This window comes from Flexistipes sp. (assembly GCF_036172515.1).
Lineage (GTDB): Bacteria > Chrysiogenota > Deferribacteres > Deferribacterales > Flexistipitaceae > Flexistipes.
In genome coordinates this window covers 21,084-38,200 of record NZ_JAXKVW010000016.1, presented here as the reverse complement: position 1 = coordinate 38,200, position 17,117 = coordinate 21,084, and the positions used below count along the sequence as shown (strand labels likewise).

The window sequence follows — 17,117 nt, the reverse complement described above, 5'->3', positions numbered from 1 at the left end:
TTACACCTCAAATATTTTATTATCTATTAGCCTTGCTTTTCCTACATAAACAGCCAATGCCAGCAAAAATTTATCTTTTATCAATCCTTTATATTCAAGTGTTTCAGGATCCACAATGGAAACATAGTCAATATTCGTATTTCTAAAACCTGAGATAAAATCAATTACCCTTTCTCTGATAACATCAGCATCCCTTTCACCTTCATCAAGGAGGTTCTGCACGACATCAAAAGATTTTACCAGGGACAGTGCCGACTTTCTTTCATCGTCGGACAGATAAATGTTTCTTGAACTTACCGCCAGACCGTCTTTTTCTCTGACAATGGTGATACCTTTGATTTTTGTGTTTATGTTTAAATCTTTTACAAACTGCTCAATTACTTTCAACTGCTGATAATCTTTCTTGCCAAAATATGCTCTGTCAGCATCGTTAATATTCAAAAGTTTGGTAACAACTGTGGCCACACCTTCAAAGTGACCCGGACGTTTGGCGCCACAAAGAGTCTCCGTGAGCCCTCTGACAACGACCTTGGTAGCAAAATTTTCCGGATACATTTCATCAACGGGCGGAGCAAAGACACAATCCACACCTTTTTCCTTAAGTAGAGAAACATCCCGGTTAAAATCTCTGGGATAACTTTCAAAATCCTCATTGGGACCGAACTGTGCCGGATTAACAAAAATACTAACAACTGTAATATCATTATCAGCCAAAGATTTATTAACCAATTCAAGATGTCCCTGATGCAAAAATCCCATCGTTGGAACCAGCCCTATTGATTTATTTTTTCCTTTCTCTTCTTTTACAAAATTTCTGACATCTTTTATTTTATGCAGTATTTTCATTTTTTAGCCTTAAAAGAATGTTCGTCATCGGGAAAATCTGAACTTTTCACTTCTTTTATATATTGCTTAGCCGCATCAAGTAAAACAGATTTGGTATCTGCATATTTTTTCACAAATTTGGGCACAAAATCATCAAACATTCCGAAAACATCATGATAAACGAGTATCTGACCGTCGCAATATTTGCCTGCGCCAATTCCGATTGTCGGTACATCCACATTTTTTGTGATTTCCTCAGCCGCTGAATCGATAATACCTTCCAGCACAATGGAGAATACACCTGCTTCCTGGAGTGCAATGGCATCCTGAAGGATACTTTCATATCCGTTTTTACCCTGCACCTTAAAACCACCCATTGTATGAACATGCTGAGGCATAAGGCCCAGATGACCCATTACGTTTATTCCGGAAGATGTAAGTTTTTCGATTATAGGGATTATCTCCCTTCCTCCTTCCAATTTTACGGCTTCTGCACCGGAAGTTTTTATAACATCCACACAGTTTTTAACAGCATCATCAATATTTGAATGATAGGTACCGAAAGGCATGTCCGCCACTAAAAAAGCTCTTTTCAATCCTCTTTTAACGGCTTTTGTATGATATATGATTTCATCGACTGTTACTGGCAGTGTATTTTCATACCCGTTCATAACCATCCCGAGGGAGTCACCCACAAGGACCAGATCGATGCCTGCTTCATCAAGAATCTTTGCAGATGTATAGTCATACCCGGTTAAGCAGGAGATTTTCTCCCCTTCAGCTTTCATTTTCTTAAAATGGGAAACGGTAATTTTTTTAACCTCAGAATATTTGCTCACACATACCTCCAAAAAAAAAGAGCCCCCCGGCAAAACCGAGAGGCTCAGTATCTATATATAGAATACATATTATCTTTTATCAAGCCGTCTCGGTCCCGCCGGGATCCAAGCGTATTTAAAATATCCACATTTAAATATACGCATATAATTGAAATGTCAAGTTTCTATTTATTTTCAAACCTATTGTTTTAAAAAAAGCCGTGGCTGTTTATTGGGGAGAGAGTGAAGTAGAGGTAGAGGTAGAGGTAGAGGTAGAGGAAAAGGTAAAGATAAATGTTGGGGGGTGTATTTGTTTTTGGTGAAAGCGGTTAGCACTCCACCATAAATAAAAGATTAAGCGGCGAAATAAAATTCAACTGCCTTAAATTAAATACCTCAAGTACATCAAATACCTTTAACTACCACAAATTAAACCACACATTACATTATGCGGGCCTGCTGCAGTTTGGCAGATAAATCAGAAGCTTGGGGGAGTTCCAACCCAGAAAGCCCTAGTCATACGGTCTGTTTTGTTTTTTAACTTATGGGGAAGGTTGGAACTGAAATATATTGCATCTCCTTCTGACAAGACATGCTCCTCATTTCCGATAACAACTGTCATAGTGCCTTCAAAAACATAGCCGAACTCTTCACCGGTATGCCGGTAAAAATCCGTTCCCGTTTCCGAATACGGATCAATCTCGATTAGCAATGGTTCCATCTTTCTGTTAATCATTTTATTTGCAAAGAAGGTGATACTCATGGTTTTATTTTTGAGAACTTTATAATCCTTTTTATCAAAAGTGTGAACAATATTTCTCTCATCTTCAAAAAGCTCGCTTATAGTCGTTCCCAAAGCATAGCAGATCTTCTTCAGAGAGGAGATTGAAGGTGAGTTCTTGCCATTTTCTATCTGGCTTATAAAACTTTTTGTGAAACCGGTTTTCTGTGAAATATCCTCCAGTGTCATCCCCAGTTTCTTCCGCATTTCCCTTAATTTTGACCCATAACTCATTTTATCTCCTTGCAAACATTTGTTGTTTAAATTATATATTAAAAATATGGAAAAAAGTCAAGGAAATAAGTTAACTTTTATCAACTCAAAGTTCTTTTTATTCGTAGTAGTTTTTGAAGTTTTAATCCTATTTCTTTTAATCAATAATCAATTATTTCCCTTGTATCTGGCATTTCTCACCGCCCAGTTTTTGTTTACAACGGCTGTTTGCGCAAAAAAACTGCACTACATGAAAACAGAAACCCAAAAGTGTTTATCTAACTATCATAAAAGAATAAGTGAAGATGAACGGTATATTTATGAACTGCAAAAGGAAAATAAAATTTTAAAAAAAGAGAAGGAACAATCATCCGAGCTCAACCACAGACAGAATAGTTTAACAACGGAGCAAGAGAATCTTTTTTCAATTATGGCTCATGAGCTCAGAAATCCCCTAAACTCAGTGATAGGTTTCTCCTCAATTATGCTGAACGAAGAATATAAAATTGATAAAAATGAGTTAAAAGAAATAATTTATATCATACACAATTCCAGCAGGAAACTGCTATGCCTGATTGACAATATAATTCACATTAGCACAGATAAATACACTTTAACGTCCCTGTCTTCTGATTATTGTGATATCTCACATGTATTACAGGCAGTTTCATCTATTGCCAAAGGATTAACGAAAAGATGTGAGAATATTTCATTCAAAGAAAATATCCATGATAATCTCCCGGAAGCTTACGCTGATGAGAGAGTTTTAGGCAAAGTACTTTCAGATATTATTGAACACATTATTTCTTATTCCGAAAACGGGGAAATTGTACTGAAAACCGTTGTTGAAAAAAACTATCTGAACATTCAAGTCAGCAGCAATTCAGTCTCAGAAAGATTAAAAGATGCTTTCCTTCCTTTTATTGACGAAGAAGCTGAAGACAGAGAAAAGAAGAAATTTTCATCAGCAGAAGCAAGTGGTTTGACAAAATTTGAATTCGTAAAGTACAGTTTAAGCAAAATGGACGCTTTAATTTCCACTGATACCTACAGCGGCGATCAGGCAGCTTTGGCAATAAAACTAAAAATAAAAGGATAAAAAATGGAAAATGTTTATAAAAGACTGAAAAAAAATTTGCTTTTACCAGAAACGGTTTTTACTGCAGACAATTCTGTTTTACTTGGTGATTTAAAAATCGGTGAACATACGAGCATTTGGTATAATGTTGTTATCAGAGCAGATGTGGAAAGCATAACCATTGGAGAATGTTGCAATATCCAGGACGGTACAGTAATCCATGTAACAAAAGATAAGCATGCAACAAATTTGGGAAATTATGTCTCAGTAGGTCATAATGCAACATTACACGGTTGTACCATAGGAAATAGCGTCCTGGTGGGAATAGGTGCAATAATTCTCGACGGAGTTGTTCTTGAGGGTAACAACCTGGTTGCAGCCGGCTCTCTGCTGCCCCCCGGGAAAAAATATCCAAAAAATACCCTTATAAAAGGAAGTCCGGCAAAGGTTGCAAGAGAGCTTAGTGAAAAAGAAATTTCCGACATAAAAGCTAATGCATTAAGATACACACAATATAAAGAAATTTATTTAAACCTTGAAAATACCTGAAAAACGCTGCTGTAAGACAGGCAGACAACTAAGCTTTAGCTGCTTTTCTTATGACTTCTTTAATATCCTGCCCCTTCATTCTTACACTTAAAATTTTCGAGGAATCTCCTGAAATACTTTCTGCATAGTGGGGTATTTTTGAGTTAAAAGCTATGGAATCCCCTTCTTTAAGGATAATTTTTTCATTATTTAGATAAAGACTTATACCCCCCTCAGAAAGAAACATAAACTCATAGCCCTCATGACTGAACAGCTTCTTTTCACTCGTACCGGGCTTTATCGTTACAATAAAGGTCTCAAATATATCGTTATTTTTTATATGAGCCAGCTCTTCGTATAAGTAACCGTGCTTTGCCCCTTCTTTAAAAACAAATTTACGCTCATTCTTTCGAACAATATAATAGTCACTGTAATCGATTTCTTCTTCAAAAAAATAAGTCATTTTCACATTGAGCACTTTTGCAATTTTGGATAATGTACTTATCGGAGGCATTACCACATTGTTTTCTATCTGAGAAATTAATGCTTTAGAAAAGCCGGTGAAATTTGCAACATCCTGAAGGGTAAGGTTTCGGTCATTTCTTAGTTTTTTTACTCTTCCGCCGATATTGATATCTACATCATCCATTTCGCACCTGTTTGAAGATATTAATCTTTGTTTAGTATTGCTTAAAATTTGAAGTTTGTCAACATCAATATAAATTAGCAACCTCCCTAAATTTTTGTACTTATGCAATTTGACAATACTTTATCTTAATATCGGGGTTTTCGCTCATGAAGATATCCCAATATTAAGCACAGTTGTATATTTATTCGTTATGTCGTTTCATATGGTAGAAATTTCTCACTTTGTTCGAAAGAATGCCTTCGGCTAGCACCAGTCCTTTAGACTGGTAAATATGTGTAACATCCTAATTTAGCTATCGCTGATAGACAGTAAGCATGTAATTGTCACCTCGAGCGAAGCCGAGAGGTCTCTTTGTAATATAACAGTAGAGATCTCTCCGCTCCACTACGTTCCGGTCGAGATTACAAAAAGTAGAAACCTGTCATCCCTCGTCCCGTTAAATGCCGTAGGCAATCAGCGAAGCTGATATTTAACAGGGCGAGCTAAGCTGAGGGATCTCTATCTATGTACTAACAATATCTGCGTATTGTCATAGCTCTAAAAAATGGGAGGGTGCTAACAATATAAAGCACCGCAGCGGGAGAAGTATTATGGTTTTATAATATAAATTCCTGAAAATCGATAGGTAAACATTCGGATTCTGTATGGTGAATTTTATAATGCTCATAAAGTGATTTTTCAACATCCCGGAGTGCTCTGTTAGCTTCATAGAAAAGACAGGGTAGATTCTTTTCACACGTATCGCCAAAAAACCCATTTTTTAATATCTTATCCCTTTTTAAATACAGTGATCTGACTGTTTCCATAAGATCCCCCTGCAAAATGCCCAACCCTGTCATTCTGAAGATAGCAAGATGTGAACTGATATTCTCAAATAAATTCTCCTGCCTGCCGTATTCTATGACGATATTTTCAATTACATTGATAGTTGGAACAGTGAATATTTTTTCTGTTCTATTTTTAGGGTGTTCGAGCAGAATTACAGAAGTCAGGTTGAACTTATTAATTTCTCTTAAAATAACTATATCAACTATCTTTTCCCTGCGTTCTTTCTCAAGAAAAGGCCACCTGTAATTGGCAATCAACCTTAGCTTCAAATATCCCAAGGGGAGAAAATATACGATTTTTTTAAGAGGAATTTTAATCAAAGCCATTGTTATAATATAATATTGTTTTACAATAATGCAACACTATTTTTTATCTGATTAATTAATCAAGTAGAAATTATTCTGCCTATTTGAGCATCTCACTGAAAGGAGCTTTGGACTTTTTTGCACAACGTGCTTTTATGTGTTTTTGAAAAGAGGAACTCCAAACCGGACATTGTACCAAAGAACTGTATACACTGAATTACAAAAGAAGATGTGCCCGTTTATCATGCCCGCAGCCGTACAAGAGCAGCTCATTCTGGCTTGATTAAAATCTTCTGAATGTTTTTTTGATTTTATACATACGTTCTATTATTTGACTTATTTGTGTTTGTTCATATAAAAGCTGGCAGCCGGAATTGAACCGTTTTAGATTAATGAGAGATGATTATAAATAGTTAATAATATTAGGTTGATGCAAAAATACGAACTATCTAAAATAACCTATTTTTATCTAAAAGTGTTACAAATGTGTTACATTTTCTTATTGTAACATAAATATACTAAATTTATCTCTCTGCATATAAAACTTTATGGATTTAAGACAAGGCAGTTCTTTTTCTGCTTGGTTTTGTAGAACTTAGTTTTAAAATTATTTATCTACTTGTTTGAGTGCAAAAAAATGACACAATTATGACACATTTATTCTAGAAGTTTATCATTATATTAAGCAGATCGTTGGCTGATGAAGTTCAGATTTTAAATATTACTTCCATGATTTTTTATATAACAAGTAGAAACTACCAGTAATTTATAGCACCGTTAATGATATTTAAGTTCAAATTTATATCTTCTATAACGTTGCCTTAAACGGGCGAAGCGCCGTTTTTGAAGGCTTTGTTATGCATTTTCCCTGCTGTATTATCTGGGAGTTCGCCGGACAACTCCCTGATAAGAAATTCTTCCAGCGCACTAGCCTCAAAAAATGTTTCTTCGGGAACCGCCCAGACCTTTAAATGAGTAGGAGGAGTGCTCCAATTATGCCCAAGGGTTGTAATGCAGCTTCTATCTTCACCATATCTAAAATAGCTGCCCTATCGATAACCAATCGACTGTTGGGAAGCTCTACCAATATACAGTAACTTTTCATGGCCAAAAATAGCGTAAATACCCCGGCTATCTGTAAGTGGCCAAGTGTCTGGCCAACAAATACCAGGATCCTCGCCGCTAATAACAATATCCTTGCTTAAACGATAGACTTCGCTTTCTTGAATTGGAGGAAGCCCTTCCTTTCGATATTTCTTTTATATTCCTCGATTTTTGCTCGCAGGTCATTTAGATTAGCCATTTATTTACCCCTTTTTATGCATAACGCTGCACAAATCACCGGCGGCAAAAAACAGAGCAACGAGGAACGAGGAGCGGCGCTTTTTGCCGTCCGAATGCATTTGCCTTGTTAGGGTTTTTTATACTCTTTTCTTTTGTTTTTTTTCTATTTCTTTATGGAACCAATCTGACCAGGACTCCATATCTAAATATAACTGTTGGGTAATATCACATAGGGGGCGAAGTTGGTGTAAATCAAAATGCCTACCCTCAAACTTGGCATGTTCTCCCCCTTTTTCTTTGTAAGAATAATTAAGACTTATATGAGAAAACAATTCTGTTGAAGTAAGTATTAAGACAGGATTGTTTGTTTTGCCTTCTTTCCAGTATTTCCTACCTTGCTTAACTAACGGTCTAAAGAGTCTTTTTTCTTTCTGAGTTAGTGTTGGATTTAAAGTTGCGAAGACAATAACTGCACCAGGGAACTCTTTTGATATGATTTTCATTCTATCAACATCTTTTTTCTCGAATCTATTGAATGTCTTGCATTCAATAAATATTAGTTCCCTTTTGGGTTTCCCAAATTTTGATTGTTGAAAAAATAGCGCTAAATCAGCTTCTATCTCTATAGTGTTTTTCTTTGCCTCAAAACTCATTACGGGAGTAGTTGCCCCGTCTAAAGTCCTTGCGAAAAAATGATAAGTAAGGAGAACCGTATACACACCAAAAGCTTGCTTAGGCAGGCTAAATGCCCCAAAAGAACGATAGGACCACTTAATGTCATCAGGGGAGTGGGAAGGTATGTCTGATGCATTTAAGCAAATTGGGCATGTTGTTTCATAATCAAATTCCGAGAGATTATGCCACGAACGTTGTTGACAAACCGGACACTGAATATCAAAACCAAGACGGAAAATTTTCAATTCCGTTAACCGTTGCAACAACCCTTTTGGATCAGGAGTAAATTTATCTTCCTGTGATATTTTTTGAATCTTACCCCAGAAGGAATTTTTCAGGAGGGGCTTACCACCGCTCATTTTGCTCAAGAGCTCAATCAGCCCAGGTCTTGTCAAGATAACTATGCCCCAACTACCACCTAGCTGTTTCAACATCTGGTTTGCAATTAACCCAGGTGATGAGACTCTGACTTCCCAACCTTTAGATTTCAACCATGAAATCATGACATTCTCAGCTAATGGAGGAGAAAAAGTCATTTTCCATTTGGGGTGTTCAGATAAATAAACTAGACCATTATCAGAAATACGCCATTCCCTGAAACCTATTGCTCCGATAGAATGAGCAATACCTTCTATGCCGTGTGGAATTACTTCTGCATAAGGCTTTCCATCATCACCATATATTCTGATGTCTACTTCATTGGCAAATCTATGTGTTCCATGGCCTCCAAATCGACTTACAAAGTCTGGATCAATTGTTCTTAGGGAAATATGGTCAGGTATGGGTTGTAGATCATGTTGTTCTTCTTTAACTTCAAGCTTACAAGCTCCAACCCCGTCATGTTCTCTTGCCAAATTATCCCACATGCGAGGATACCAATGTTGCTTTGAATATTTGAATTTTTCTGGGCTTTCAGGTTTCGGAATTTTTAACGATGCTGTGAAATCTTCAAACGCAGTTTCAGGGATGCTTCTGCTTTTTAATATGGTTGTTCCATGGAACATATTTGGATTGTGACGATAAAGAATGAAATTATCTTCTATAAACTCCAAGGCGATGGTTTTTACTGAATCCAAGGTGCATATTTGCTTGGCTATTGGAATGACATTCCAACCGCTTGCCCTAAGATTCCAGTAATCAATGATGTCGAGTGAATTGCTAGCATCCATGAGAAAAATACATTGGCCATCCCTATGAGAGTGGATTCTTAATGGATTAATTTCCAGCATAGTTAAGCGTCTTGGGAACAGCTTTCTACTCGAAAAATTATTTGTATAATCTTGAATTGTTACTGGTGGGCGCTCAATGCCTAATATTTTATCAAAATTTTCATTTACAACATTATCAATGCTTTTGGGTAACTCCCCAAAAAAACTAGATAGAAACATTTTAAATTTTGAACTGATTGTTGGAAATAAAATCTGTAATGGTTCTTTTCTTACGAATTTTATCTCTTTTCTATACATATGCTTTAGTAGTTCAAATACACCGATACCATAACGAGGGGTTCCATCATCTCTAAAGCCAGATATTATTTCATCTGGGTTAATGATTTTCTCTTCTGAAAATTGGTGGTCATCAATTTTAATATCTCCAATCGGAACGATGAAGTCTGGGTCGAAAGCTTTAATATACCCTTCAACAATATTCTTCCCGGTCACATTTCTTGTGAATTTATCCCCCCAAATTTTAGGGGTACGCCGATAAAAAGGAATGATAGGATTGAATACCCCACCCCAAAGGCAAGAATTGATTTGAACAGCCTTTAATAGGGAAGGTTTGTCTGAAGGGGATAAGAGGAAGGCCAGTTTTATAGGCCGTAATCTTATGTCAATTGTGCCTATTGGCATTCTCACCTCTGAAGATGCCTCATTATTATATCTGCAACCCTAATTCGTTGCGGATCAGGATCAGGAGCAAGACCGAGGCAAGCTTGCTTGCCGAAGGGATTGTCTGCTGAATCCGCTTGTTGTGAGGCGCTTTGTGCCGAACAAGAAGCGGATGTATACGCAACGAATTGTACCGGGCGCAAAGCGACCGGTACAACAAGTTATTATACAGTTCTGTATGTCTCTCATAAGTGCAGTATAGCTTGGCAATTAATTCGAAGTCAAGTAAAGATATTTAATTGGATAACATGATCATTTTAATATTTTGAGTGTATTGAAGCTATGTTGAAAGTTCCTCCGGCACTTCTTAAAAAATATGATCGCCTGTTGGTAAATAGCGATGTCCCACCTTTAGAATATGGAAGTTATAAGAAGTGGTTAAGATATTATCTGGATTCTTGTAAGAACTTGACCTTCTGGTGTTTCAGCTAGCAAATGGTAATGATTGTCCATCAGTGATATGCGTAAAATGTTAATGTCGCTGATATCTAAATCCTGATGGGTGTCTGGTGCAGCTAGCATCGGCTGATGCGGAAGCAATGAAGGCAAATCTTTCCTTAAGCCGATAAATTTGCGGTACTCAATAAACATTATGCTGACACAACATATTGAAAACACAGGTGCAGAAAAGTTGCTGAATCTGCAAAATATTATAGTTTTGTTAATAGATTGCATAAAGAATGCGAACAGTGGAGGAATATCTACTTGACAAAAAACTTGTTATGGGTGTCCCTGTCTTTCTTAACTAATGTGTATTATACATTTTAAGGGATTTTGTGAGAAAATGGCTCTCTTTACCGGAACACTGGCTCTGCTTTACCAGACTGGTTGCTCAATTTGACCCGGAATACTCAATAGTTATGGCAATAGTACGCCTATGCCGATTACAGATGTGATAAATGAGTTGCTAAAACAGCGATAGGATAGTAAATTAACTATCTAATTTTTGTAAAATGGGTAAAATGAAAATGGGGAGAATGATAATTGACAGAACAAGCTCAATGGGATTATGGCGATATGCAAATGAATTTTATGAATCTGCAAGATTGATAAGAAACATAAAAGGAAAGCTTTTTGTTCCATCCTACTATTTAATTTGTCATTCTATTGAGCTAGCTTTAAAAGCGTTTCTGCGCGGATGTGGTAAAGAATTAGATTTCTTAAAAAATGTATTGGGACATGATCTTAAAAAGTGTCTTGATGAGGCAAGAAATAATAATCTATCTGAGTATGTTAAAATTTCTTCAAAATTTGAAACATCTATAGAAGTTGTGAATCCATATTATATGAGTAAGCAATTTGAATATATAACAAGTGGAATCAAAACATTGCCGGATATAGATGATATAGATATTCTAATCGAAGGGACGTCGCAGATTATAAAGGATATTAAAAAGTTTTGTGTCGAAAAAAGAAAACTGCACTATAAAACTGATAGTGCTGACAAATAAGGCAATAAGCGATTTTTAGATTGGTGGCCGCATAAGCAAACCCTACAGCACTCCGTAACTTACCTAAAATAAAAGCCTGCCGGCAGGCAGGGAATTTCTGCCTTTTAGCGGTAATATAATTTATTGTCGAGAAAATATTCAATAAAGTATTATTAACCTGTCCCTATTTTTCCCTCGTGCAGCCGGTTGTTAGGGCTTCGTTCTTTAAATAATTCGGTAGATTTTGTCTTTCCTGAAGGACATGATCCATATACCCTTGTCGAAAGGATTCTTTCGCGAAGAGAGGATGCGCCGCCTGATATCGTCAACAACCAACTCCCAATCCCAACAAACCGGCGATGTGTCACAAATTACAAGGCCTACATTAGAGCCGTAGTCCTTTTCCAGCTTTTTTCGTATCCTGCCGACAATCATCTTAGTAACATTCCCCTGTAAGCAGCTCACCCTGTCCAATGGATTTGCTTTTCCGGCTTTTACCTCATCGAGATGCTTCCTCAGGGCTTCGAAACTTCTATGATTAGACCTCCCGAGTGAGGCTGCGATGTCTTTCTTCCGGTCTTCAGTCAAGGTGATCTCGAAATTGAATATGTTTCCCTTAAGATCCTTGCATCTTATATCTGGAGCATCCGAGTATTCGGTTATCGAAAAGGATGTTCTCATTTCGCGGTTGTATAATTCTATGAAAGCATCCGCCGTTGCTTTCTCAATTGCCTCCTTTTCGTTCAAGAACGCCTCTCCTTTCCTTGAGCCCTAACGTTGGCGATGAGCCGCGCTTGACGAGGCGCGTCGGCCTCGAACGCGTTGTTATGCCTAGCTTTCATCCTCACTACGTTCGAAAACGCAATCAGCGTTACTCGCTGGGCGATACTGGGCATGGTAACGGATCAACTCTTTTTCTAGTTTTGGAAGGCTAAAATCACCATCTGCGGTTTCTTCTTTCTCAGCGCCATTTTCATAGTCCAAAATGGCCTCGAATTTGGCAAATTCCTCGAGCTCTTTATTGCGTTCGGCAATCAGCTCCTCAGGCGGCAACGCTGGATCGCATTCTTCTTCATCGCGCCACGTTCCATAAGGGCTCATACGCTTTACGTAGATACGGATGTCTATATCAATGCCAATTAGTTCCGCCGCAGCCAACAAGCATACGCCTTCAAGAATTACGGGCCGGCCCGTACGTGAAAGTTTCTGGTTTATTGCCGTAATATCCAGATATCGCGTGTATCCGCCTTGATTTCGCTCTAAATAGTCATCGAGACTGATTACGTCCGCGGCTTGAGTTTCTGCCAGGGCGGCCGCGAGCCAGGACTTACCGGACCCATCCTTACCGTCTATACCAATGACATTGACGTCGCCTTCTTGCCGACGCTTCGAAATTTCCTCAGCCAGTTGTGCAACGGTAGTGAAGGTCTTCATCTCACGTTCTTTGGGCATAACAAGTTATTATATAGTTCTGTATATCTTTCATTATTTTATGATAGCTTGGCAATGGAATTGGGTCAAATCAAATGTTAAACGTTTAATCAAATAATAGATAAATTTGATATAGGCCTGTTTTTTTTAACTTGTTTTCCGAGCCTATAGTTTTTTAGTATGTTTCAAAAAGATAATTATCCGATTTTTTCTTGAAATCAAACCTTCCATAAGTTATAAATAATTCTCTGTAGCCTATTGTGGCTTGTGCCTTGGCATCTCCAGAGAGGGTGGATAAAACCGCCCTCTTGCCAAGGCTACCAACCTTCAAAAATAACATCCTGAAAAAAAGTTTTAGTCAACATCGGCCACCTGTGATGTATATGTGTGTACTTTTTAGGAGCAGGAACGGTTACTACATATACAACTTTTTGATGCTTTTTAGCCTCAACTAATAAGCCTACTAATGTCTTATCTGGCGGCGGCTCAAACCAATGGGATTTTTCATATTTATCTTTTTCCATGTATTTTTCCGGTAAAATATAGACTTTTTCAGGATTATATTTGTGCCATTTTCCGGCTTTTATAGCTTCGATTCTCGCCCAGCCGGTTATAGGTATTTCTGAGCCTTCAAATTCTTTCTCGCTTCTTCTGCCCCAGATGCATTGAATCTTAGAATTGTCTTTTGTAAAAACTTCTATTTTTGGATAAGGCTGTGGGAAATAAACTTTAAATAATTCACTGTTTTTACCATAAAAAGCCATGCCTCCGCACATATAGTCACCTATAAATACTTTCTATCCATAATTGGCACTATATAGTATAGTTAATTAAACCACTATTATAGAAGCCAATTTCCTTATTAAATAAACTCATAGTTTACTTGTATTAATACCATAATACTTTATACCGTTTTTTTCTATGTAATAATTGTTTGTTCTTTCGCTCTTTTTTACCCAAACCTTTCGCTCAGAATCCCATCCATAACGAAAAGGAAATCTATCTATATCACGAGCAACAAACTTTGAGCCATTTTCCCAAAGTCTCCACTTCATAGAATTATCAACTATTGCTCCTTTGCTTCTGAAACTGTTAATATTCTTTTCTAAAGTTTTACTAAGCTTTTTCATAGAATCTTTTGTAATAGGTGAATATTCTGTTGCAAGTATTCTGTTCCGTTCTGTTTCTATCCATACTTTTACCCAATCCCCCCTTCTGAGTTTTTTCTTCACAAAATATACTTCTCTATACTTTTTCCCTGAAGGAAAATAATAATCCACCATTTTTGCAGCATGTATTTTTGTACAATTATATTTCTTATGCTCAACCTTTTTATCTATTTCTTTACTATTCTCGTCGTTTTGATATCTTAATTTTTTACAGTTATCGCATATCCGATGTTCAGGTTCAGGGTAACAGTTATAAAAAGGCAATGGCTTTTCATCATTCCAAGTATCATTACCGATGTATAAGTTTTCTTCTGCTTTAATTTCAATCCAGGGAATTTCCTGATTAATTAAGTATTGTTTCTTTTCTTTGGACATTTCGTGAGACACAAGTACCTCAATTGCGCATATTAGACTGTTTTCTTTGAACAAAGATATATCTGGTCGGATAGAACCTATTTGGTACTCAATTTTTACTTCATCCCACCCTTCTAAAAATAATTGTTTTGGTCTTTCATTGCAGAAACCGTCACATCTTTTTTCTATATAGATTTTTTGAGCTTTTAATAATTGATGGTAAATGTGAAACTTTACATTCAGGTGCAATGCTGTTTCAGGATGGCTGTTGTACAAATATCTTCGGAGCTATGAGCATAATGATGAGCATTATATTCACCTAATTTTAAAATTACTGGTCGTCTGCAAACTGGACAAATTGCATGAGGACGCTTTTGGGGCGGCAGATGAGAAAACTTTGATATTTCATAAAGGTTTTCATTGACTAACACCCATTTAGGCTTAATGTCTTTTAAATCAGTCATTGTAATTTGTCCTATTTGAAAACTTATACTTACCTGCAAATACTTTCACAAGGTTCACCGTCACTGTTGCCGTCTAACCTTGTTAAGCCACATTTGTTGAAATAAAACATTACTTCTTCGCATGAATTCATTTGACTGCAATATCTCTTTTTACCACATTCGAAAGTACCGTCATCAGAAAAACTATTATTGCCTTGCTTTCGTTCACCTCTTCTGTAATTCCAGGGTTCTATTGGGTTAGGCTGACTCCACAAGCCCATATGACCTTCTCTGGCAAGAGTTTCTGCCCTATAGTATGTTCTATCTCTGCAATATCTATCATATACCCAAGCAAGCCCTTTTTTGACCTGTGTCAGGTTAATGTCAGTTCCGTTTAAGAATATTGTTCCAATGGTACGCCCATATCTATCAATGTCATGTTTTTGTACTCTAACATATTCTCCTGCAATTAAATCTATTAATGACCTCTTAGATCTTTGTCCGAAGTCCTGGCTTTTTTCTGGGGCATCAATGCAGTTTAGCCTAATACGGATTTGTGTATTGTTTGATGTTAGCAAAGTGGCTGTGTCCCCGTCCGCAACATCTACTATTTTACCCGTAATATTCTCGGCAAATACAGATAGCGATAGCAAACAAAAAATAACCGTAACTATAAAAATACGCATGTTTTGACCCCACTTCTTAATGTTAGTTTATTTTGTCAAAGAAGTTGCCAGCAATATTTTTGTATAATCATATATGCCAGGAACTTTTGAGCCCCTATTGCCAGCAACATTTAATACTTCAATATTATTTTTGTCCACAAACTTTCGTATATTATTTGCACTCTCTTTTATATCATCCGACATTTTGATTAGTAGGTAAGGCTTTCTATGTTTTTCAGCATACTTTACTGTCAGTTTTGTCCCGCCGGATAGGTTTTTGTAAATAATCAAAGTACCATCAGAGTTAATAACATTTTCTTCAGTTCTTACTTTATAATCAGAACTTTTACTTTCTATCATATTTCGATATTTTTCTTTTGTAAGCCCACCATCCTCTGATTTGAAGCCTTTTGGGACATATCCACCATATTCAAAATTATTTTCAATTGCAAAATCAAGAGCTGCCCGATCTACTCCTGACTGTCCGCCGGAAACTATTTTAAGCAATTGTATACTCCCGAGATGTGACTAAGTTATTGTAATACTTCTAACAAGTTACACACCTCGCCCTTGCAATCATAGTTATAACCACAATTTATTAAGGCTACCGTACAGAATAAATCTTTATTCCGGGCACAGGTTTTAAAAAAATCCCTATATTCTCCCATTTTTACTATTCTAACAGGGCACATATCGCATTTTTTCATATTGCACATTCTTGGTACAAAATCAAAACTCACATCAAATTGTTCAGGATAGCTTTCATCTAATTTGCTTTTATTTTTATCAAAATAATCTCTCAATATTACATTAAGACTCTTTTTTGACTCTTCATATTCTGTATTTTTCAAAATACATGATCGGAATATAGGGTTATTGTTCCAAACATCACCAGGAAGTTCTAATTGCCTCAATGATTCAAGAGATGTTAGTTTGTTAATTACAGCGGCTGATACACCTTCGTTTTCAAGTGATTGTGTAAAATATTTCTTAAACTCAGGTGATTTCAAAAAATCTCTTAGGCTGCACCATGCTCTTTTCTGATTAAAGATATCTTTTTTAGCAAATTTTATATAATTTTCTTCAAAATTATTAGATAATATATCAAATACTTTATTAGCTCTGGACTCTGCTTTTTTAATATTGCTATCAAAATCACTCATTTCATTTTTTTTAGGTTGACCGACTTCAAAATAAGTAATTAAATATAATGAGTATAAAATTCTTTTAATATAATTTTCTGAATTCTTATGTTTTTCAAATTGTTCTATTATAAATTTCGTGAAAGAAAAATCATAATTTTTAAGAATGCTAAAGGTATAAATAATAGAAAAATAGTCTGAGGGATAATATCTAGATGTAAATGTTACCCTGCTATCTGATTTATATCCGTAATAATTTTGAAGAACTGAATTTCCGTTAGATTTGGATTTGCTTATAAAAGAAAATCCTTCATTACCATTTTTACAAACAAAGCTATTCTCAGATTCTGGATTCAAAGCATCTAAAGATTTTGTTTTCTTTATCTGCTCAACTAAATCGGATAAAACAAAGCCACCAACATCCCATATTCTTTGAAAACTTGTTTGTCTGTCTGTGATATAACAAAGCCAATGAGTTAACAGTTTTGTATCATCATCAAGATTTTCATTGCAAAAATTAATAAGGTTATAATTACCTAAGGAACTCCAGCGGATTTCATCGTAAAATGAGAAAATATTAAAGATTTCTTTTAGCATTTATCACCAAGTC

General features: G+C 36.2%; 18 protein-coding genes. 3 read left to right on the top strand and 15 right to left on the bottom strand.

Annotation, left to right across the window (positions count from 1 at the left end):
* The 3 genes from panC to UMU13_RS10035 all read right to left on the bottom strand — a co-directional run bounded on the left by panC (position 1) and on the right by UMU13_RS10035 (position 2,658).
* Positions 1-846, bottom strand: a complete 846-nt coding sequence (gene panC, locus UMU13_RS10045; protein ID WP_328218849.1) for a pantoate--beta-alanine ligase — start codon at positions 844-846, stop codon at positions 1-3.
* A complete protein-coding gene (gene panB / locus UMU13_RS10040) occupies positions 843-1,664 on the bottom strand; it encodes a 3-methyl-2-oxobutanoate hydroxymethyltransferase (RefSeq protein ID WP_328218848.1) in 822 nt (273 codons plus the stop codon). The genes panC and panB overlap by 4 nt, the downstream gene beginning before the upstream one ends.
* Positions 1,665-2,121: 457 nt before the next feature.
* Positions 2,122-2,658 carry a helix-turn-helix domain-containing protein gene (locus tag UMU13_RS10035; protein ID WP_328218846.1) on the bottom strand — a complete coding sequence of 179 codons (537 nt, stop codon included), beginning with the start codon at positions 2,656-2,658 and terminating at the stop codon, positions 2,122-2,124.
* A 46-nt stretch (positions 2,659-2,704) separates the two neighbouring features.
* Here UMU13_RS10035 and UMU13_RS10030 point away from each other — a divergent pair, with 46 nt between their 5' ends.
* The gene (locus tag UMU13_RS10030) at positions 2,705-3,736 is read left to right on the top strand and encodes a sensor histidine kinase (RefSeq protein WP_328218844.1); all 1,032 of its coding nucleotides are present in this window, start codon (positions 2,705-2,707) and stop codon (positions 3,734-3,736) included.
* Between the two features lie 3 nt (positions 3,737-3,739).
* Positions 3,740-4,264 (top strand): gamma carbonic anhydrase family protein, encoded by a 525-nt coding sequence (locus UMU13_RS10025; RefSeq protein WP_328218843.1) that lies wholly within the window; start codon positions 3,740-3,742, stop codon positions 4,262-4,264.
* A gap of 28 nt (positions 4,265-4,292) precedes the next feature.
* On the opposite strand, the gene UMU13_RS10020 is transcribed toward UMU13_RS10025, so the two are convergent.
* The 3 genes from UMU13_RS10020 to UMU13_RS10010 form a co-directional block, all read right to left on the bottom strand.
* On the bottom strand, positions 4,293-4,973 hold the full coding sequence (locus UMU13_RS10020; RefSeq protein ID WP_328218842.1) for a helix-turn-helix domain-containing protein: 681 nt from the start codon (positions 4,971-4,973) through the stop codon (positions 4,293-4,295).
* Between the two features lie 515 nt (positions 4,974-5,488).
* Positions 5,489-6,046 carry a hypothetical protein gene (locus UMU13_RS10015; RefSeq protein WP_328218841.1) on the bottom strand — a complete coding sequence of 186 codons (558 nt, stop codon included), beginning with the start codon at positions 6,044-6,046 and terminating at the stop codon, positions 5,489-5,491.
* 1,400 nt (positions 6,047-7,446) lie between these two features.
* Positions 7,447-9,834 (bottom strand): hypothetical protein, encoded by a 2,388-nt coding sequence (locus UMU13_RS10010; RefSeq protein ID WP_328218839.1) that lies wholly within the window; start codon positions 9,832-9,834, stop codon positions 7,447-7,449.
* A 992-nt stretch (positions 9,835-10,826) separates the two neighbouring features.
* Between UMU13_RS10010 and UMU13_RS10005 the strand changes: the two genes are divergently transcribed.
* Entirely contained in the window at positions 10,827-11,324 is a 498-nt protein-coding gene (locus tag UMU13_RS10005; RefSeq protein WP_328218837.1) for a hypothetical protein, read from the top strand.
* Positions 11,325-11,528: 204 nt separating this feature from the next.
* Here UMU13_RS10005 and UMU13_RS10000 read toward each other — a convergent pair whose 3' ends face one another.
* The 9 genes from UMU13_RS10000 to UMU13_RS09965 all read right to left on the bottom strand — a co-directional run bounded on the left by UMU13_RS10000 (position 11,529) and on the right by UMU13_RS09965 (position 17,104).
* Positions 11,529-12,050: a hypothetical protein gene (locus UMU13_RS10000; protein ID WP_328218836.1), complete on the bottom strand. Its 522-nt coding sequence runs from the start codon at positions 12,048-12,050 to the stop codon at positions 11,529-11,531.
* Positions 12,051-12,134: 84 nt separating this feature from the next.
* Entirely contained in the window at positions 12,135-12,755 is a 621-nt protein-coding gene (locus UMU13_RS09995; protein WP_328218834.1) for a hypothetical protein, read from the bottom strand.
* Between the two features lie 154 nt (positions 12,756-12,909).
* The gene (locus tag UMU13_RS09990) at positions 12,910-13,065 is read right to left on the bottom strand and encodes a hypothetical protein (protein ID WP_328218832.1); all 156 of its coding nucleotides are present in this window, start codon (positions 13,063-13,065) and stop codon (positions 12,910-12,912) included.
* Complete coding sequence (locus tag UMU13_RS09985; protein WP_328218830.1) at positions 13,052-13,498, bottom strand: hypothetical protein; 447 nt, start codon at positions 13,496-13,498, stop codon at positions 13,052-13,054. Before UMU13_RS09985 ends, UMU13_RS09990 begins: the two co-directional genes overlap by 14 nt.
* 108 nt (positions 13,499-13,606) lie before the next feature.
* On the bottom strand, positions 13,607-14,533 hold the full coding sequence (locus tag UMU13_RS09980; RefSeq protein WP_328218828.1) for a hypothetical protein: 927 nt from the start codon (positions 14,531-14,533) through the stop codon (positions 13,607-13,609).
* Positions 14,497-14,721 carry a competence protein CoiA family protein gene (locus tag UMU13_RS11805; RefSeq protein WP_442902150.1) on the bottom strand — a complete coding sequence of 75 codons (225 nt, stop codon included), beginning with the start codon at positions 14,719-14,721 and terminating at the stop codon, positions 14,497-14,499. The genes UMU13_RS09980 and UMU13_RS11805 overlap by 37 nt, the downstream gene beginning before the upstream one ends.
* A 29-nt stretch (positions 14,722-14,750) precedes the next feature.
* Positions 14,751-15,386, bottom strand: coding sequence for a thermonuclease family protein (locus UMU13_RS09975; protein WP_328218826.1), 636 nt, complete (start codon positions 15,384-15,386; stop codon positions 14,751-14,753).
* Between the two features lie 27 nt (positions 15,387-15,413).
* The gene (locus tag UMU13_RS09970; RefSeq protein WP_328218824.1) at positions 15,414-15,872 is read right to left on the bottom strand and encodes a putative molybdenum carrier protein; all 459 of its coding nucleotides are present in this window, start codon (positions 15,870-15,872) and stop codon (positions 15,414-15,416) included.
* Positions 15,873-15,898: 26 nt separating this feature from the next.
* Positions 15,899-17,104, bottom strand: a complete 1,206-nt coding sequence (locus tag UMU13_RS09965; protein WP_328218822.1) for a hypothetical protein — start codon at positions 17,102-17,104, stop codon at positions 15,899-15,901.
* Positions 17,105-17,117 lie beyond the last annotated feature (13 nt).

Bases quoted from the DNA above. Each gene is read 5' to 3' on its own strand.
- panC (WP_328218849.1), bottom strand. From the start codon at position 846: ATGAAAATACTGCATAAAATAAAAGATGTCAGAAATTTTGTAAAAGAA.
- UMU13_RS10035 (WP_328218846.1), bottom strand. From the start codon at position 2,658: ATGAGTTATGGGTCAAAATTAAGGGAAATGCGGAAGAAACTGGGGATG.
- UMU13_RS10030 (WP_328218844.1), top strand. From the start codon at position 2,705: ATGGAAAAAAGTCAAGGAAATAAGTTAACTTTTATCAACTCAAAGTTC.
- UMU13_RS10025 (WP_328218843.1), top strand. From the start codon at position 3,740: ATGGAAAATGTTTATAAAAGACTGAAAAAAAATTTGCTTTTACCAGAA.
- UMU13_RS10015 (WP_328218841.1), bottom strand. From the start codon at position 6,046: ATGGCTTTGATTAAAATTCCTCTTAAAAAAATCGTATATTTTCTCCCC.
- UMU13_RS10010 (WP_328218839.1), bottom strand. From the start codon at position 9,834: ATGCCAATAGGCACAATTGACATAAGATTACGGCCTATAAAACTGGCC.
- UMU13_RS10005 (WP_328218837.1), top strand. From the start codon at position 10,827: ATGGGTAAAATGAAAATGGGGAGAATGATAATTGACAGAACAAGCTCA.
- UMU13_RS09995 (WP_328218834.1), bottom strand. From the start codon at position 12,755: ATGCCCAAAGAACGTGAGATGAAGACCTTCACTACCGTTGCACAACTG.
- UMU13_RS09985 (WP_328218830.1), bottom strand. From the start codon at position 13,498: ATGGCTTTTTATGGTAAAAACAGTGAATTATTTAAAGTTTATTTCCCA.
- UMU13_RS11805 (WP_442902150.1), bottom strand. From the start codon at position 14,721: ATGACTGATTTAAAAGACATTAAGCCTAAATGGGTGTTAGTCAATGAA.
- UMU13_RS09975 (WP_328218826.1), bottom strand. From the start codon at position 15,386: ATGCGTATTTTTATAGTTACGGTTATTTTTTGTTTGCTATCGCTATCT.
- UMU13_RS09965 (WP_328218822.1), bottom strand. From the start codon at position 17,104: ATGCTAAAAGAAATCTTTAATATTTTCTCATTTTACGATGAAATCCGC.